The 14,068-nt window shown below is 56.5% G+C and carries 11 protein-coding genes; 4 read left to right on the top strand and 7 right to left on the bottom strand.

Annotation, left to right across the window (positions count from 1 at the left end):
• Positions 1 to 248: 248 nt before the first annotated feature.
• The 7 genes from NTX17_00055 to NTX17_00025 all read right to left on the bottom strand — a co-directional run bounded on the left by NTX17_00055 (position 249) and on the right by NTX17_00025 (position 8,188).
• The gene (locus tag NTX17_00055) at positions 249 to 482 is read right to left on the bottom strand and encodes a hypothetical protein (GenBank protein MCX5799777.1); all 234 of its coding nucleotides are present in this window, start codon (positions 480 to 482) and stop codon (positions 249 to 251) included.
• Positions 483 to 980: 498 nt separating this feature from the next.
• The gene (locus tag NTX17_00050) at positions 981 to 1,679 is read right to left on the bottom strand and encodes a hypothetical protein (protein ID MCX5799776.1); all 699 of its coding nucleotides are present in this window, start codon (positions 1,677 to 1,679) and stop codon (positions 981 to 983) included.
• 271 nt (positions 1,680 to 1,950) lie between these two features.
• Positions 1,951 to 2,148, bottom strand: coding sequence for a hypothetical protein (locus NTX17_00045; GenBank protein ID MCX5799775.1), 198 nt, complete (start codon positions 2,146 to 2,148; stop codon positions 1,951 to 1,953).
• Positions 2,149 to 2,463: 315 nt separating this feature from the next.
• The gene (locus NTX17_00040) at positions 2,464 to 3,003 is read right to left on the bottom strand and encodes a hypothetical protein (protein ID MCX5799774.1); all 540 of its coding nucleotides are present in this window, start codon (positions 3,001 to 3,003) and stop codon (positions 2,464 to 2,466) included.
• A gap of 289 nt (positions 3,004 to 3,292) precedes the next feature.
• On the bottom strand, positions 3,293 to 3,967 hold the full coding sequence (locus tag NTX17_00035) for a hypothetical protein (protein MCX5799773.1): 675 nt from the start codon (positions 3,965 to 3,967) through the stop codon (positions 3,293 to 3,295).
• 690 nt (positions 3,968 to 4,657) lie between these two features.
• Complete coding sequence (locus NTX17_00030; GenBank protein MCX5799772.1) at positions 4,658 to 7,099, bottom strand: MBL fold metallo-hydrolase; 2,442 nt, start codon at positions 7,097 to 7,099, stop codon at positions 4,658 to 4,660.
• A 132-nt stretch (positions 7,100 to 7,231) separates the two neighbouring features.
• The gene (locus NTX17_00025) at positions 7,232 to 8,188 is read right to left on the bottom strand and encodes a lamin tail domain-containing protein (GenBank protein MCX5799771.1); all 957 of its coding nucleotides are present in this window, start codon (positions 8,186 to 8,188) and stop codon (positions 7,232 to 7,234) included.
• Between the two features lie 703 nt (positions 8,189 to 8,891).
• Here NTX17_00025 and NTX17_00020 point away from each other — a divergent pair.
• From NTX17_00020 to NTX17_00005, 4 genes are all read left to right on the top strand, one after another.
• Positions 8,892 to 9,752, top strand: a complete 861-nt coding sequence (locus tag NTX17_00020; GenBank protein MCX5799770.1) for a tyrosine-type recombinase/integrase — start codon at positions 8,892 to 8,894, stop codon at positions 9,750 to 9,752.
• Positions 9,753 to 9,997: 245 nt separating this feature from the next.
• Positions 9,998 to 10,843 carry a site-specific integrase gene (locus NTX17_00015; GenBank protein ID MCX5799769.1) on the top strand — a complete coding sequence of 282 codons (846 nt, stop codon included), beginning with the start codon at positions 9,998 to 10,000 and terminating at the stop codon, positions 10,841 to 10,843.
• On the top strand, positions 10,843 to 12,045 hold the full coding sequence (locus NTX17_00010) for an IS91 family transposase (protein MCX5799768.1): 1,203 nt from the start codon (positions 10,843 to 10,845) through the stop codon (positions 12,043 to 12,045). The genes NTX17_00015 and NTX17_00010 overlap by 1 nt, the downstream gene beginning before the upstream one ends.
• A 704-nt stretch (positions 12,046 to 12,749) precedes the next feature.
• On the top strand, positions 12,750 to 14,068 hold a 1,319-nt coding region (locus NTX17_00005), incomplete at its 3' end, for a hypothetical protein (protein ID MCX5799767.1).

Below are 14,068 nucleotides of genomic sequence, written 5' to 3'. Positions count from 1 at the left end.
CGATGCAGTCTAGTTGATAGAACCGACTGAGGGAAAGCCCTCTGAACACCTGTGGGTCTATGTCAACCGCCCTTACTCAGCTCGTGGCCACTTCCCCGCCATCACAGCTCTCAGCCTGTTACCGAGCGTACCTCCCTTGTTACCCACGCGCTCACGCGGCCCGACGTGCTTGTCGGTGTAAGCATACGCAGCCTTGTTGACGCCTGCCTTGAGCCGGGATGGCAGCAGAAGGTCTGTCGGGCGAGGACTCACAATTCCACTGTAATGTCTGTAGCGTTGTACGAGCCCCAACTGTCAACGTTGCGACCGTCCACAAATACGTCGCCCTCCTGTCCGCCCTCCACGTCAAATTCCGCAACGCCATCAGAATCCGTGTATTCGGCATCAGACATTCCTCCATCTGGCCCACTGAAGCCGAGGGCCACGCGATGTCCGCTGGCCGGTTCTCCATCGCGAAGAACTGTAACCGTGATTGTCGGCATGTTACCCTCCTTTCACGTCAGGAAACGCACCTCGCGCACTCCGTTTCTAGCTATGCCGTGCACCGGTTGCGGACGGGCGCCTTTGGAGCGCCCCTTGTCCATATGACACTCGTTGCCGAAAGTCGCTACGTACCTTGTAGTGATTCTCGAGACGACAATCATCCAGTGCAATTACGTGACACCATGATGAAGTCCCGGCGTGCCCTGTGTCAACCCTAAACTGTAGGCAAGGAGAAAGACTAAATCACAATATGCGGGTCATGGGTGTGACGCAAGCGACGGAAGTGCGAAGACCGCCCATTCGGCAGTCCTCACACTTGCAGCCTATTTCCCCACCATCACAGCTCTCAGCCTATTGCCCAATGTTCCTCCCTTATTCCCCACCTTTTTTCTCGGCCCCACATGCTTCTCGGTGTAGGGAAGACGCGACGGTGCTCGCTTCTGCAGAAGAGTTGATGGGACAGTATCCGTCGGTTCCAAGCCGCCGGCCGAACACGACTAACGAGAGAATAGTGCTCCCCATCCCATGTGGGCGTAAACTACCTTCCCGGAGTTTGCGTCGATCACTATTGCATCGCCGCCCTCTCGCGTGAGTGATACGTCACGCGTGTTACTGACGTCCCAGACGTATGTGCCAGAAATCAAATCCTTGTCGCCGACCCGCAACCAATGAAACGAGGCCTTCCAGGGTCTTAGCCCCTCTTCCAGACCCGCTTCTTTGGCCAGGCGAAAGGCTTCGGCCTCGTCTATCGGAAACACACACTCCGAGGGCTGGTGAACACAATCAGGTATTCCGTCCACGTGTGTATCCGGCAGAAGATGGCCCCGGCCGTCAACGAAGAACTCCATGTTGCCATCGACCCACGGCGATTCTGGCACACTAAAGCGAAAGCACATGCGAAACCATGGCAAAGAAGCAAGGTCCGGGTGAAGCCGGACAAAATCAGGCGGCAATATGGGATGAGCCAGCGAGCGCGCACGGTCAAATCGAACGCTATCGCGACGGAACTGCGCTCCCATCCGCGAAGCAACGTACCTGAGAGACTCTTGGAGCACCACAGCCGGGATTGAATCGGGCGAACTTACCGGTCCCATACTTCTGACGCTCGAACCAGAGCACGAACGGCTGCAGCTCAGCACTGCACAGAGCACAACAAGAAGAAATGCCCTGCACGTAAACTCGCTAATACGTTTCATTAGCTCTCCGTGTCTAACTGCGCCTTTATGCCGTTTCCGCCCAAGAAGCCTCTGTCCGATCAACCTAGTTGAGCATAGTTGTGAATCATCTGCCTGTCAATCGCACAAAACACGAAGAGCAAGGCCGTCTATCACAGACGGTCCTCACTCAGCTTGCTATTTCTTCCCCGCCATCACAGCTCTGAGCCTATTCCCGAGTGTCCCTCCTTTGTTGCCCACGCGCCGGTCAAAGGGAGACTCTATCCCTTGACGGCGGGAGGCCTCATACGTGCTAGGTAGCGTCGTCCTTCCCCTGGGACTCAGGTGTGGGTCGCTGCTTCTTGGTGCTCCTCGCTCTCACGGCTACCGCTAGTACTAGCCAAAACACTCCCAGAGCTCCCAAACCCGGTCTGCCAGAAAGCAGGCCAACCGCGATCCAAACCAGGGCAACTAGCATGAAGGCAAGGCCTGACTCAAAGAACTTCCTCATTATCCCCCCCTCCGCTGATCCTGCGTTTCCCTTGGCTGCCGAACTACGGCTCATACCGTTTCCAGATAAGCGCCTTTGGAGCGCCATAACACTCGCAGCCTGCACGTCGTCCAACTATCTTATGATGATACCCTAAGCGACAATCTCACCATCTACAGCTGATATTACGCGGTTTCCGCATAACAACACTCTCTGCTCAATCAGCCACAGCATAGTCACGAATAGCTTGCCTGTCAATTGCCAAAGCGTGTCCTTAATCAACACAGAACAGGAAAGAGCAAGGCCGCCTATCACAGACGGTCCTTACTCAGTCTACTACTTCTTCCCAGCCATCACAGCTCTGAGCCTGTTTCCGAGCGTCCCGCCCTTGTTCCCCACGCGCTCTCGCGGACCGACGTGCTTGTCGGTGTAGGCGTAAGCCGCTTTGCCAATCGATGCCTTGAGCGCTGACAGCGGGATCAGCTCCTCGCTCTCGGGCTTCCCCTTCACCATCACGCGGATGCCCTTGTCAGCCTTCTCAACGATGAAGCTGACCTTGGGGCTCACGTTGGTGGAGCGCCCGCCTTCGAACTCGCAATCTACTCCGGCCTTGCGGCAGGCTTCGCGGTAGAGCGCTGCTGCCTCGCGGTACTGACCTCTGGCCGTTGCAACGAGGGCTTGCGCCTTGTCCACGAGCGCCTTGGCCTCGGTTTCAGCCTTGGTCAGGCCAGCGTTGGCGTCGAGTACCGGCTTGCGTAGCGCATCCAAGTCGGAAGCCACGTGTGCGGGCTTTGCGGCCTGGGACGATTGCTCGGATTGCCTGTGCTTCGCCGCAACCTTGGCCTTTCCGTTGCCTTTCTTCGCCTTCTTTGCCATGTTTCTCACCTCCTTTCTAAGAGCCTTTCATGCAAGCAGTTACAATGACTGCCTAAGTCCATGAACGCTCTGGGGGCAAGGGATGGCAAGTTGTTTCTGCGGCTCAGGCGAAGATTCTTTCAGGGGGAAAGCAGAGCAGAAAGGGGAAGGAAAAGGCCGGGGCTTGCTGCGTGAATTCAGGGGAGCCTGCCCAGAGGTATGCTTCCCGACTCCCTGATGCTTGTAGTGCGGAGTCCTTGCGGCGGGTTCGTCGATATCAACGACGAGGCAGGATCAACGTGGGGTCACATCAAGGCTCTCTATCGCTGGCACTATCGCCGGTCGTCGATAACAGCGGAATGTCTTGCGCGTGTCGAATACTAATCTGCCTTCTCCACGCCCGATCTCCAAAATTCTGAGTAAAATCAATTATCTTCTTCAGGTGTTGCTCCATCTCTGCGCTTACGAATTCCACCAGCTTCTCGGAAGGAACGATCCCGGTTGCCAAGGATCTGAATATGGCATTGACCTCGGAATACTCCATTTCGTGTGCAAGCTCGTAGGCATCATCCAAGTTCCGAATCGGACCGATTAGATCCCCCTTCAACAGGTCCTCAACCTTGCAAATGTCTTTCAATATCTGTTTCTCTGGAGGTAGCGAGAGCTGCTCCTGTGTCAAAGTACCACGGATGTCCTGCAACGTGTCCATATGGACGACCTCGTCCGCAGCCATTCCCTTCCAGAACGCTGAGATGTTCGGAATGTGAGAGAACAAACTCGACAACTCAGTAAAAATGTCGGCGGCTTTCTTTTCAATCTCGATTGCGCGGCTAAAGACTTCAGCCATCGTCTGCTCGCTGTCGGGCGTACTCTGTTCGTCGTGCGGCGCTGCCTGCTCCTGGTTCGACGTTGCCTGTCCGTCGCTCGGTGTTGTTTGTCTGCCGCCGCCGTTGGGGGTTGCCTGTTTGCGGTTCGGTTCGGTCATTTCTGCCTCCGTTGCAGTGAAACGATAGTATGCTGCTCTTGTTTGACTCAGAGAACCATTACCATCAGCTGCTTTCGCCTGATGTGCCGCGCATCATATCACCAACGTACCGCCAACGCAAGGGGACACGCCGCACAGTCTCGCAATCCGCGAATACCGCTCGGCCCTCAGGTCGGCATGGCTCGCCGTAAGGGGCGACAGTTCAATTGTGAGGCTCAGGCGAAGATTCTTTCAGCGGGAAAGCAGGGCAGAAAGCTGGGGAAAAGGCGTGGTTTGCTGCATGAAATCAGGGGACCTCTAGTCAGATGTATGCCTGGCGGGAGATCGTCGGAAAAGTGGCGCAAAAAGCGGGGGTTTGGAGTGACAGAATCGATTCTAGAGGGGAAGCAGAGGCGTGAACGGAGTTGCCAGCAGTGTGAACTGCGGTTACAGGTGAGAACTCCGTTCCCAAGACTGTGCACCGCGTTCACAGCGGCGATGGGAGGACACCGTACGAGACACCGAGTGCAGGCGCAAGGCGATCGTCCGGGAAAAAGTGATCGCTGCTTGGTCTAACAGACACTGCCACAGGCGGAGTACCAGTACGATCAAGTGTTAGCTATCACATCTAAGCCGCGCGCATTGCCTCACTACAACTTTGGCTTCCTAGCATACACGCCCATCGCTTGCCCCGAGTTCGACCGGCACCCCTCAGCGGATCAATACAGCCTTCACCGGCAGGGATTCCGCCTCAGTGCTCCAAAGACGTATGAAGTACACCCCCGAAGACACGTCAGCCCCGCTCGCATCCCGTCCGTCCCACCGTGCCCTGTGCAGACCGGACCCAAAAAACCCAAGAGACACCGTCCTTATGTGCCTACTCCTCACATCATAGATCTCCATAGCTACCTGACCCGACCCCTGCCTTTCGAAAACAATCTCTACAGAGGGATTGAACGGGTTGGGTGAAACAGACACTACTGAGAGCATAGATGCTCCGGGCACAACGGCTGGCTTGGGCCCCTCAACAGAAATCACAGATGGGCGTTTCAAACCCAGGCTGTTATACCCGCCCGCCTCGACTGCTACGAAGTCGGCATTCGGCACAGGGACATTGCACTGGCCACTTTCGTTCCACCCCCAGGTGACAATGGTCCCATCGGACTTAACGCCCAAGCTGTGCATACAGCCTCCCGCGACTGCTACGAAGTCGGCATTCTCTGCAGGAATATTGCACTCACCATAGTCATTCCTCCCCCAGGCAACGACGGTCCCATCGGACTTAACACCCAAGCTGTGATACCAGCCTCCCGCGAGTGCTACGAAGTCGGCATTCGGCGCAGGGACATTGCACTGCCCATTGCCATTATACCCCCAGGCGACGATGGTGCTGTCGGACTTAAGGCCCAGGCTGTGATCCCCGCCTGCTGAGATTGCCACGAAGTCAGCATTCGGCACAGGGACGTTGCACTGCCCAAAGTTATTCAATCCCCAGGCAACGATGGTCCCGTCGGACTTAAGGCCCAGGCTGAACCACCCGCCTGCATCGATTGCTACAAAGTCAGCATTCGGCGCAGGGACGTTGCACTGCCCCTCGCCATTATCACCCCAAGCGACGATGGTGCTGTCGGACTTAAGGCCCAGGCTGTGACGCCCGGTTGCAGCGATTGCTACGAAGTCGGCATTCGGCGCGGGGACGTTGCACTGCCCGCTGTTATTATACCCCCAGGCGACGATGGTGCTGTCGGACTTAAGGCCCAGGCTGTGATCCCAGCCTGCAGCGATTGCTACGAAGTCGGCATTCGGCGCAGGGACGTTGCACTGCGCAGTGCCATTAAACCCCCAGGCGGCGATGGCTCCGTCCACGCCCACCTCGCCCCGGATGCTGAAAAGCGACGCGCTGACGCCCTCCCCGGAATTGAGCGAGGAATCGTACGCGACAATCTTCACAACGCAGCTGTCCGAGGGGGTATCCGGAACTAACCATGTGTAACTCGAATCATTCTGCTCGCCTGTGGCAATCGTGTACGGGAAAGTGGCCCCGCCGTCCGTGGAGTAGTACATGCTGACCGAGTCGACACCCACATTATCTGTGGCGATCCACTCAATCATTTCCTCAGAACCTACATACAGAATCTCACCACCCACCGGCTTGAGCACCGCAACCTCCGGCGGCGTCAGGTCCGCAGCGGTGCCAGAGTTGTAGTAGGTGTCAACGAAGCCGCTGCCGGTGACCGTGTACGGTGCCCCCGGGCTCCAGTCGGCCTGGATGACGATATTGCCTCCGACCTTGTCCCAACCCTCAACCGGGCTCGCAGAGGAACCCGCGTTGGTCCAGTATGTCTTCACCCCGTGGCTGTGCAATCTCGTGAGGGTTGCCGCCGGAACATAGCCATAGGAATTGCCACCAAGGGAGATCACGGCCACTTCAGGAGTAGTCGCATTGAGCCAGGCGTCATAGCTAGATGTCGAGGCACTGTGGTGATGGACTTTGTACACCTCTACATCGCCCATCTCAGGGCCTACCGTGGGCTCCACCGAAGGACTCGCAGTCAGGTCGCCTCCCAGGGATTCGTCAAACTCACCGTAACTTACCTTGAGTACCATGCTCTTTGCGTTTTCATCGCTGCCGGTTGGCGAATAGACTCCGGCACCGTTCAAGTCCACACACTTGATGTACACCGGATGCGCCGACAGTGAGTCTAGCGTGACGACCTGGTTCTTGGCCATGGTCTGTCTCTTGGCGCCAAGGGTGTTCACGTAGGTCGTGTAAGCCTGGGTCGTGTAGGAGTATCCCCTGTCGTATCCGGCGATGTCGAGCGTCACGCCGGTCGCAAGGAGGTTATCCAGGCACCCGATGTGGTCAGCGTGGTAGTGTGACGCGAAATGGTAGTCTACACTCGTTATGCCCAGACTGCTGATGTAGCTCACGAATAGTGTGCAGTTGTCCCCGCTATCTACGAGAACAACCCGGCCCTCCGGAGTGATGATGACCGCGCCGTCCCCCTGGCCCACAGCGATATGATGGATCTGGAGTTTGCCGTTCCCCTCTATCGCCAGCGACCACGGCGCCCACAGGGTCAAGAGCGCCATGGCAAACACGAACACTAACGCGATGCGAACCCGCAGTTGCGTCTCTCCGTCTCTATGCATTTCCTCCGTCCTTCCGCTTGGATGCACTGTGAACCAATCTGGCCGGGGCTCTCTCTGCCCGCTGGCCAGCTACGCCAAGAGCCCCGGAACGAAGATCATAACGGCCAGTCGCTCTAACTCAGCAACGGACCACTACCGATAAAGCACCTTAATCTGACCCCAGGTGCTGTTCTGGACAGCAGTGGGTCCGCCTGGTGCACAGCCGTTGCCGTTAGCGCCCTCAGCTCCTTCTGCCGTGACTCTCTGGCGAGTGCCAGCGCCACTTGCGGGAGCAGTGAGTGCCTGGGCCAGAGACCCGGCGGGATTACCAACGTCATTGACGTAGCACGACAACAGAGCGCCTGCATCCGGCCCGTCCTGGCACATGGCATTTGTCTTGAGTGTTGGCCAGTTACCGGTACCTGGACTGGAGCCCCAGTATACAAGGTCAACATCACAAACGAGGTCCGATATGCCATCCCAGAAAAATAGCTCTACGAACTCAGCGGTATTCGTAAATGAGCCATAAGTCGGATACGACCCCGGCTTGTTCCTCGCGACGTCCACCATCGGAACGGCAGTCGTGAGGTTACATGCCGGCGGTGGGGCGGTACAGCCAGAAGACCACATCATAAAGTCAGCGTCCAGCCCGGTGCAGCGTTTGTACCGAGGCCCCTGAATGGCTATTACCTTATAGCTATGGGCTGCTATGGTTGCCCCCGGTGGGAACTTCATGGCAAAGTCCGACCCGGCGGCTAGTATGTCAATGGTTCCCTGCGTAGGTAGATCTGAATACCCATTGACGTCTGACACGTAGTAGTGGGACAAGTCAATTGTGCTCGAGGTAGGATTATAGATCTCGATGAACTCGGTGGAGTCTGCACACGCCCCGTTGAGCCCTCGCCAGCCGATTTCTGTGAGGAGAAGATGTGTGCCAGCAACGACTGGACCGGTCCCGGGTGTAGCGAGGGCTCCTGCGGCCCACTGTGCGCCTTTGTGGTTCTCGGTCGTCTCGTCGTGCCCGCCGATGCTCTGCTGCGCTTGAGCAGCCACGGATAGAGCAAAGCCAAGCACCAGGACCACCATCAGAAATGTGACAAACCTACTCATTTCGAATTCCTCCGTTCTCAAAGATGCAGGAAACAGTGAAGCAAACGTTAGATCCTAACGTAATCAATTTTCCTGCCAGTTACCTCCTCTCTTGGGTGTTCTCTATCACCATCTTCAGACGATACCAAGACCCGGAAGCGCTCCAGTCAGAAACAAGGGCGTAGCACGGTGGAATGCTCTTGTTCTTTCGGTGAGAGATTACGTGAATCAAGTACTCCTTGTGGGAATCAGTCGCGCGAGAGATGGCCTGTCTTTGTGGAGGATGTGATTGTCCTATAATCCGAGAGGTCAGGTCTGTAGCGACGTCACCACACAGGACCATACACTATGTGACCTCGTATGTCAATCCTTTTCATGTCGTCTGGCGAGGGGACCCTTCTCACAGCCCCGCAATCGGCGAGTACCTCTCAGCCCTGCTGTCCGGATAGCTGGTCGCTCCCACCCATGGCCTTCGGTTTTGCCAGGATCTGCGCCATTTCGCGCGTCAGGCCCTCCTTCACAAGGGCTAGGCATGGATAGATACCTGCCTCCCTGTAGACACGGCCACACGGCGCCTGTGTGGCGGCCCCGCGGGCAAACACCGGCAGAAAGGCCCTGAACGCTGCCCAAACGAGCAGTTTCTTCGGTTAACCTGCTTGACTGTCACTGGCGGGAGAGCGTTCATGGTCACAGCCTCAGAATCCACAAAGAAGGAGGTGAAACCATGAAGCTTTCCACAGTCACGAAGTGCTTTGACACGCAGCTCCGCGCCGATGGCAAGAGTGAACGCACAAGGCAAGCGTACCTCAGGGATCTGGACAAGCTGAAGTGCTGGCTCGGCACGGATGTGTCGGTCACGGCCATCAATCCAGACAAGCTTGCCCGGTTTCTTGCTGATGGGAACGGCGAGCCTAAGTCTGCACTGACTATCAATCGGACCAAGACTGCCTTGCGAGTGTTCTTCCGCTTCCTCACCGACGCAGGCTACCTGGCCGAAAACCCGGCAAGGCTGATTCGCTCGACGCCGACTGACAGGAGAGTACCGAGCTACTTGTCTATCGACGAAGCGAGGAGATTGCTCGATGCAATTGCCGACTCGAACAGCGCCCTTGCCAAAAGAGACCACGCGATGTTCTCGCTCCTGCTTGGGACCGGCATGAGGCTCGGCTCGCTGGTCGGTCTGAACACGGGCGACGTCAATCTTGCCGAGCAAACCATCACTATCAACACCAAAGGTGGACGAGAGGAGACTGTATTCCTCAACGCACGGCTTTGCAAGTTGCTGGCTCGCTACATCAAGGCCGTGAGTGCCACAGATGGAACACCGCTCTTCCGTTCCCGCAACGGCGGCAAGCTTGGCCCGCGCCAGGTCCAGCTGAGGCTTAAGCACTGGCTGGGGTTCGCTGGCATTACAAAACCACTTTCGGTTCACTCGCTGCGTCGCACCTTTGCCGCAAGACTTTACTCCAAGACAGGCGACCTGCATTTGGTACAGCGTGCGCTCGGACACAGACACATCACAACCACCGAGATCTACGTCATGGTCGAGGACAAGGTACTCAGGAAGGCGCTTGCAAACATGTGACGCTCAGAGGGACTGTTTTATTTGCCAGTTTCGACATCCCATAATCGGCATTGAACGAAACCGCTTCGCGGTAGCGAGGCGAGAGATCTGTTCTTCTTCCCGGCTGGGTTTGTACGATCCCAGCGATTCCGGATAGCTCCTTAGGTGCAGCTCAATTTGTAGAGATGCACAAGACCCTTTCGTGAGGTAGGGTTCTCCTAGCTGATCCATCAACGTTAACCCTAACCCCACGAAAGGAGTCTCTCATGAGCTCTCTACGCCAGAGGATGATCGAAGATCTACGTATCCGCAACTACTCACAAAACACCATCAATGTCTACACCCGCTGCGTTGCAAGCTATGCCAGCCACTTTGGTAAGTCCCCGGACCTGCTTGGCCCTAAACACATCCGAGACTACCAGCTTTTTCTCGTCAAGAGCAAGCGCGCTTCCTGGGCCCTGTTCAACCAGACTGTCTGTGCTCTGCGATTCTTCTACCAGGTGACACTCGGCAGACGGGAAAGCGTGGAGCACATTGCCTATCCCAGGCGAGAGAAGAGGCTTCCTGTTGTCTTAAGCGTCGGTGAGCTCAGGGCTTTCTTCCAGGCTGTGGAGAATCTGAAGCACCGCACAATACTCATGACTATGTATGCCGCCGGCTTAAGGGTCTCGGAGGCCACAGGTCTTTGCGTCGCAGACATTGACAGCGAGAGCATGCTTGTCCGCATCCGTCAGGCAAAGGGCAACCGCGACCGCTACGTGCCGCTCTCTTCCGCGCCCCTGACCGCGTTCAGGGAATACTGGAGCGTTTACAAACCAAAGTCCTGGCTCTTCCCCGGCAGGCCATCACATCAGCCTCTCTCTACAAGGGTCGTCCAAATGGCCTGTTCCCGTGCCCGCAGGAAGGCTCGTCTCTCCAAGCCTGTCACGACACACACCATGCGTCACTGTTTTGCCACACATCTTCTCGAGGCTGGCACTGATCTGCCCACCATCCAACTATTACTCGGCCATCGCAGCCTCAGCTCGACAGCCACCTACCTCCACGTCTCGACACGGGCTCTTCAGCCAACGCAAAGCCTGCTGGAAGCGGTTCATACCCCGGAGAGCTAATGAGGGAACGTGGGCCGGAGGTGGCTGATGTCTTCCGGAGCTACGGGGTCGCGTACCTAGAAGCTTGCGGTCCAACTTCGACGAGTCAGAGACGAGTCCTGCGAGCCATCTCGGTCTGTCGCACCGCGGCCCTGGGCGGCCACAAAAGAAGATGTGATCTCTGCGGTCATGAGGAGATCTCCTACAACTCCTGCCGTGACAGGCATTGCCCAAAATGCCAGGCCGCTGCCAGGGCGCAGTGGCTTGAGGCGAGGGAGAAAGAGCTGCTTGATCTCCCGTACTTCCACGTGGTCTTCACTCTCCCCCAGAGTCTCGGCCCACTGGCCCTACAGAATAAACAGCTCGTCTATGGCCTCCTGTTCCGTGCCGTTTCTGAGACTCTCCTCACAATAGCAAAAGATCCAAAGCATCTAGGCGCCGACGTCGGCTTCCTCAGCGTGCTCCACACCTGGGGTCAGAACCTGCACCACCATCCGCACGTCCACTGCGTCGTCCCCGGCGGCGGAATCTCGCCTGATGGCATGCAATGGATATCATCCAGAAAGAACTTCTTCCTCCCGGTGCGGGTTCTAAGCCGCCTTTTCCGCAAGAAGTTCCTTGGCCTTCTCACGGCGGCATACAGCACCGGGAAGCTCAGCCTCCATGGAACCCTCGAGCACCTCAGAGAGCCCCAGAACTGGTCAGAGTGGATTGCTACTCTAACTGCCACAGAGTGGGTCGTGTACGCCAAGCCACCCTTTGGGGGCGCCAGCCTGGTACTCAAGTACCTCGCCCGTTACACCCACAGAGTCGCAATATCAAACCAACGACTCCTGTCGCTCGAAGATGGGAAAGTTACCTTTCTGTGGAGAGATTACGCCCACGGCAATTGCCAGAAAACGATGAGCCTCGACGCCGTGGAGTTCATACGAAGGTTCCTGCTCCATGTCCTCCCCACTGGCTTCATGCACATCCGCCACTATGGCTTCCTGGCAAATCGGGGACGAAAGCAGAAGCTCGCGCTCATAAGAAAGCTCCTCGCTCAGAAAACCGACAAGCACGCCCTAGCCTCCGAGACTCCCGCACACAAGCTAGCCGGAACCGCCCAAGAGGTTCACCCGGATCTCTGCCCGGCCTGCAAGGAGGGACGACTCCTCCTTGTCGAAACCCTCGACCCACTCGGCCTCGCCGGGTTCGACCCTTTAAAGTTCAATACATCGTAGAGTGAAACTATGCATCTCGTGTCGATGAATCCTATAGCCCTCAAGTCCGGCAAGACACCGCGCGCTGCCTCGCGGCCACAGTATATCTGCTCTCCTCCTGAGCTTCTCATCAAGAACTCCTGTCGAGCCCTCACACCATCACAATCCACTACTCTGTTAAGCTTCTTCCTCCAACATCCAAGCGGCTCCCGTCTCAAAAGACTCGCTCGTACCTCCCGACCCTCGATACAATCCCCATAGACCAAAGCGAAACGGCTTCGTTCAACTGATTGTATCCGAAATGCTCAGGTGCATCCGTGTGCCAAGCAATCTTGCCTTCCTCCCATGAGCACTCCGGATACAATCCTCTTCACTATACGAAGTTGGGCTTAACGGGGCTGCTCGCTCCAGGTGACTGAGAGGTACTCGTCTCTTGAGATGTGGTAACTGTGTGATAAGGATTTTCGCTTGCGTCGGCGATACTTTGGTGATATAGTACGGCCGTGAGTCAATTGAACGTGGCTCAGCACATCGGTTTCTGATTTTGATAATGACGGATGCACCAATGTTTCGTGGGCCCTGCACGATTGGTGGATTTGACCCTTACCGGGTTTGCGCTCTAGCTGGGGTGGACAAGCTCAGCTCGACTTGCTCCCGAGTGTCTCGGTCGAGGTTTGCTTCGGGTGAGGAAACATGGATTTCCCTTGGTAGTAGGAGGTGTGCCGATGAGACAAAAGCTAGCGGGTCTTCTCATCCTGCTCGTCGGGATTACGATGACAGCGGCTGTTGCCGGAGCCAGGGAGATCGAGAGACGAGTCCCCATCATTGACGACGCAATCGGCGTAGTCCCGATGGGTAATGTATTCGGCCTGAACGCGGCGATGGCGGGCACGGACACGTTCTACTATGGTGGAACGGTCATATCGGGGGGTGGCGAACCTCTCGCTGCGGTGCCTGCGGTTGCAGGTTGGGCGAACCGGAAGATGTGGAGTTTTAGCTCCGCCGGTTTTAACGGCACACCTCACAGCGGTCTCTTCATGGACGGCTGGAGGGGCGTCGACAACACCACACAGGCAACGGACTACATGCACGTGGCGAGTGACACGAGCGCTAACCCGTATCTGAACATCGGGACGTGCGTGCTTGCCGGCACCAAGTCGCTCTTCTGTGGTGTGACGAACGCACAGGGCATCAATCTCTGCTACAAAGACAATAATGGCACTGGTTACGGCAACAGCATGTATCAGACGGTAGTCACGAAGAGTTACACCTACGCTGCCAGCGATCAGATCAGTCTCGTTTACAAGTACCACAACGAGAGTGAAGCTGGATTTGACTACAGTTACGCCATACTGCAGATTTATGACACTGGCGCCGGTGAGTGGGTGACCCTCGACACGATGGCTACGTACACCGATGTGGTGAGCGGTACGGAGACTATAGACGTTGACTCTTACTTGTCAGCGTTGACTCCTCCGGTTTCCTTCCGCATCGCGTTCAATTTTGATTCTGACGGTGGGTACTCCGACGAGGACGGTCTCAATCCGACCGTGTGCGGTGGTCTCGAGATCGACGACTATTCACTCACGATCAATGCGACGGTTGACAGTGAGAACTTTGAGGCCGTCGCAGAGGGAGCACTACCGGCAGGTTGGGCGCATTACTATGCAGGTTGCGGTGACTATGCTCACGTGAAGCACGTAAACGATCTGCCCGTTATGTTGAGCGAGGATATTTGCTATGGCAACATTGGTGCTGGCTGGTGCGAGATGGCGGACAGTGTGTTGGTGTTTTACGATGAGAACAACCTTGGTTACGGGCATCCGCTGTGTCAGGACAACTTTGCGTATTGCCCGGTGGTTGATTTTGAAGGTCATCCGGGATTGCCTGGCAAGCTGTTCTCGTGCGAGAGGTTTGGTTACTCGCCTATAGTGATGTACATCTTCTTCTACTATCAGGCCAGGTATGCTCCTGCGTGCGAGTCTGGTGGTTGGAGTGGGTGGTTGAGCGACGGTTACGTGTACTACACGGGAGAGACGGCGAC

The sequence above is a fragment of the Candidatus Eisenbacteria bacterium genome (genome assembly GCA_026388185.1).
Lineage (GTDB): Bacteria > Eisenbacteria > RBG-16-71-46 > JAFGJU01 > JAFGJU01 > JAPLKG01.
Note: the sequence above shows the minus strand (reverse complement) of the source record. Positions and strands in the feature narration are given on the sequence as shown.

What these genes read in the sequence shown, in the direction of transcription:
- NTX17_00020 (MCX5799770.1), top strand. Translation starts at nt 8,892, where the DNA reads ATGAAGCTTTCCACAGTCACGAAGTGCTTTGACACGCAGCTCCGCGCC.
- NTX17_00040 (MCX5799774.1), bottom strand. Translation starts at nt 3,003, where the DNA reads ATGGCAAAGAAGGCGAAGAAAGGCAACGGAAAGGCCAAGGTTGCGGCG.
- NTX17_00025 (MCX5799771.1), bottom strand. Translation starts at nt 8,188, where the DNA reads ATGAGTAGGTTTGTCACATTTCTGATGGTGGTCCTGGTGCTTGGCTTT.
- NTX17_00010 (MCX5799768.1), top strand. Translation starts at nt 10,843, where the DNA reads ATGAGGGAACGTGGGCCGGAGGTGGCTGATGTCTTCCGGAGCTACGGG.
- NTX17_00035 (MCX5799773.1), bottom strand. Translation starts at nt 3,967, where the DNA reads ATGACCGAACCGAACCGCAAACAGGCAACCCCCAACGGCGGCGGCAGA.
- NTX17_00015 (MCX5799769.1), top strand. Translation starts at nt 9,998, where the DNA reads ATGAGCTCTCTACGCCAGAGGATGATCGAAGATCTACGTATCCGCAAC.
- NTX17_00050 (MCX5799776.1), bottom strand. Translation starts at nt 1,679, where the DNA reads ATGAAACGTATTAGCGAGTTTACGTGCAGGGCATTTCTTCTTGTTGTG.
- NTX17_00055 (MCX5799777.1), bottom strand. Translation starts at nt 482, where the DNA reads ATGCCGACAATCACGGTTACAGTTCTTCGCGATGGAGAACCGGCCAGC.
- NTX17_00030 (MCX5799772.1), bottom strand. Translation starts at nt 7,099, where the DNA reads ATGCATAGAGACGGAGAGACGCAACTGCGGGTTCGCATCGCGTTAGTG.
- NTX17_00045 (MCX5799775.1), bottom strand. Translation starts at nt 2,148, where the DNA reads ATGAGGAAGTTCTTTGAGTCAGGCCTTGCCTTCATGCTAGTTGCCCTG.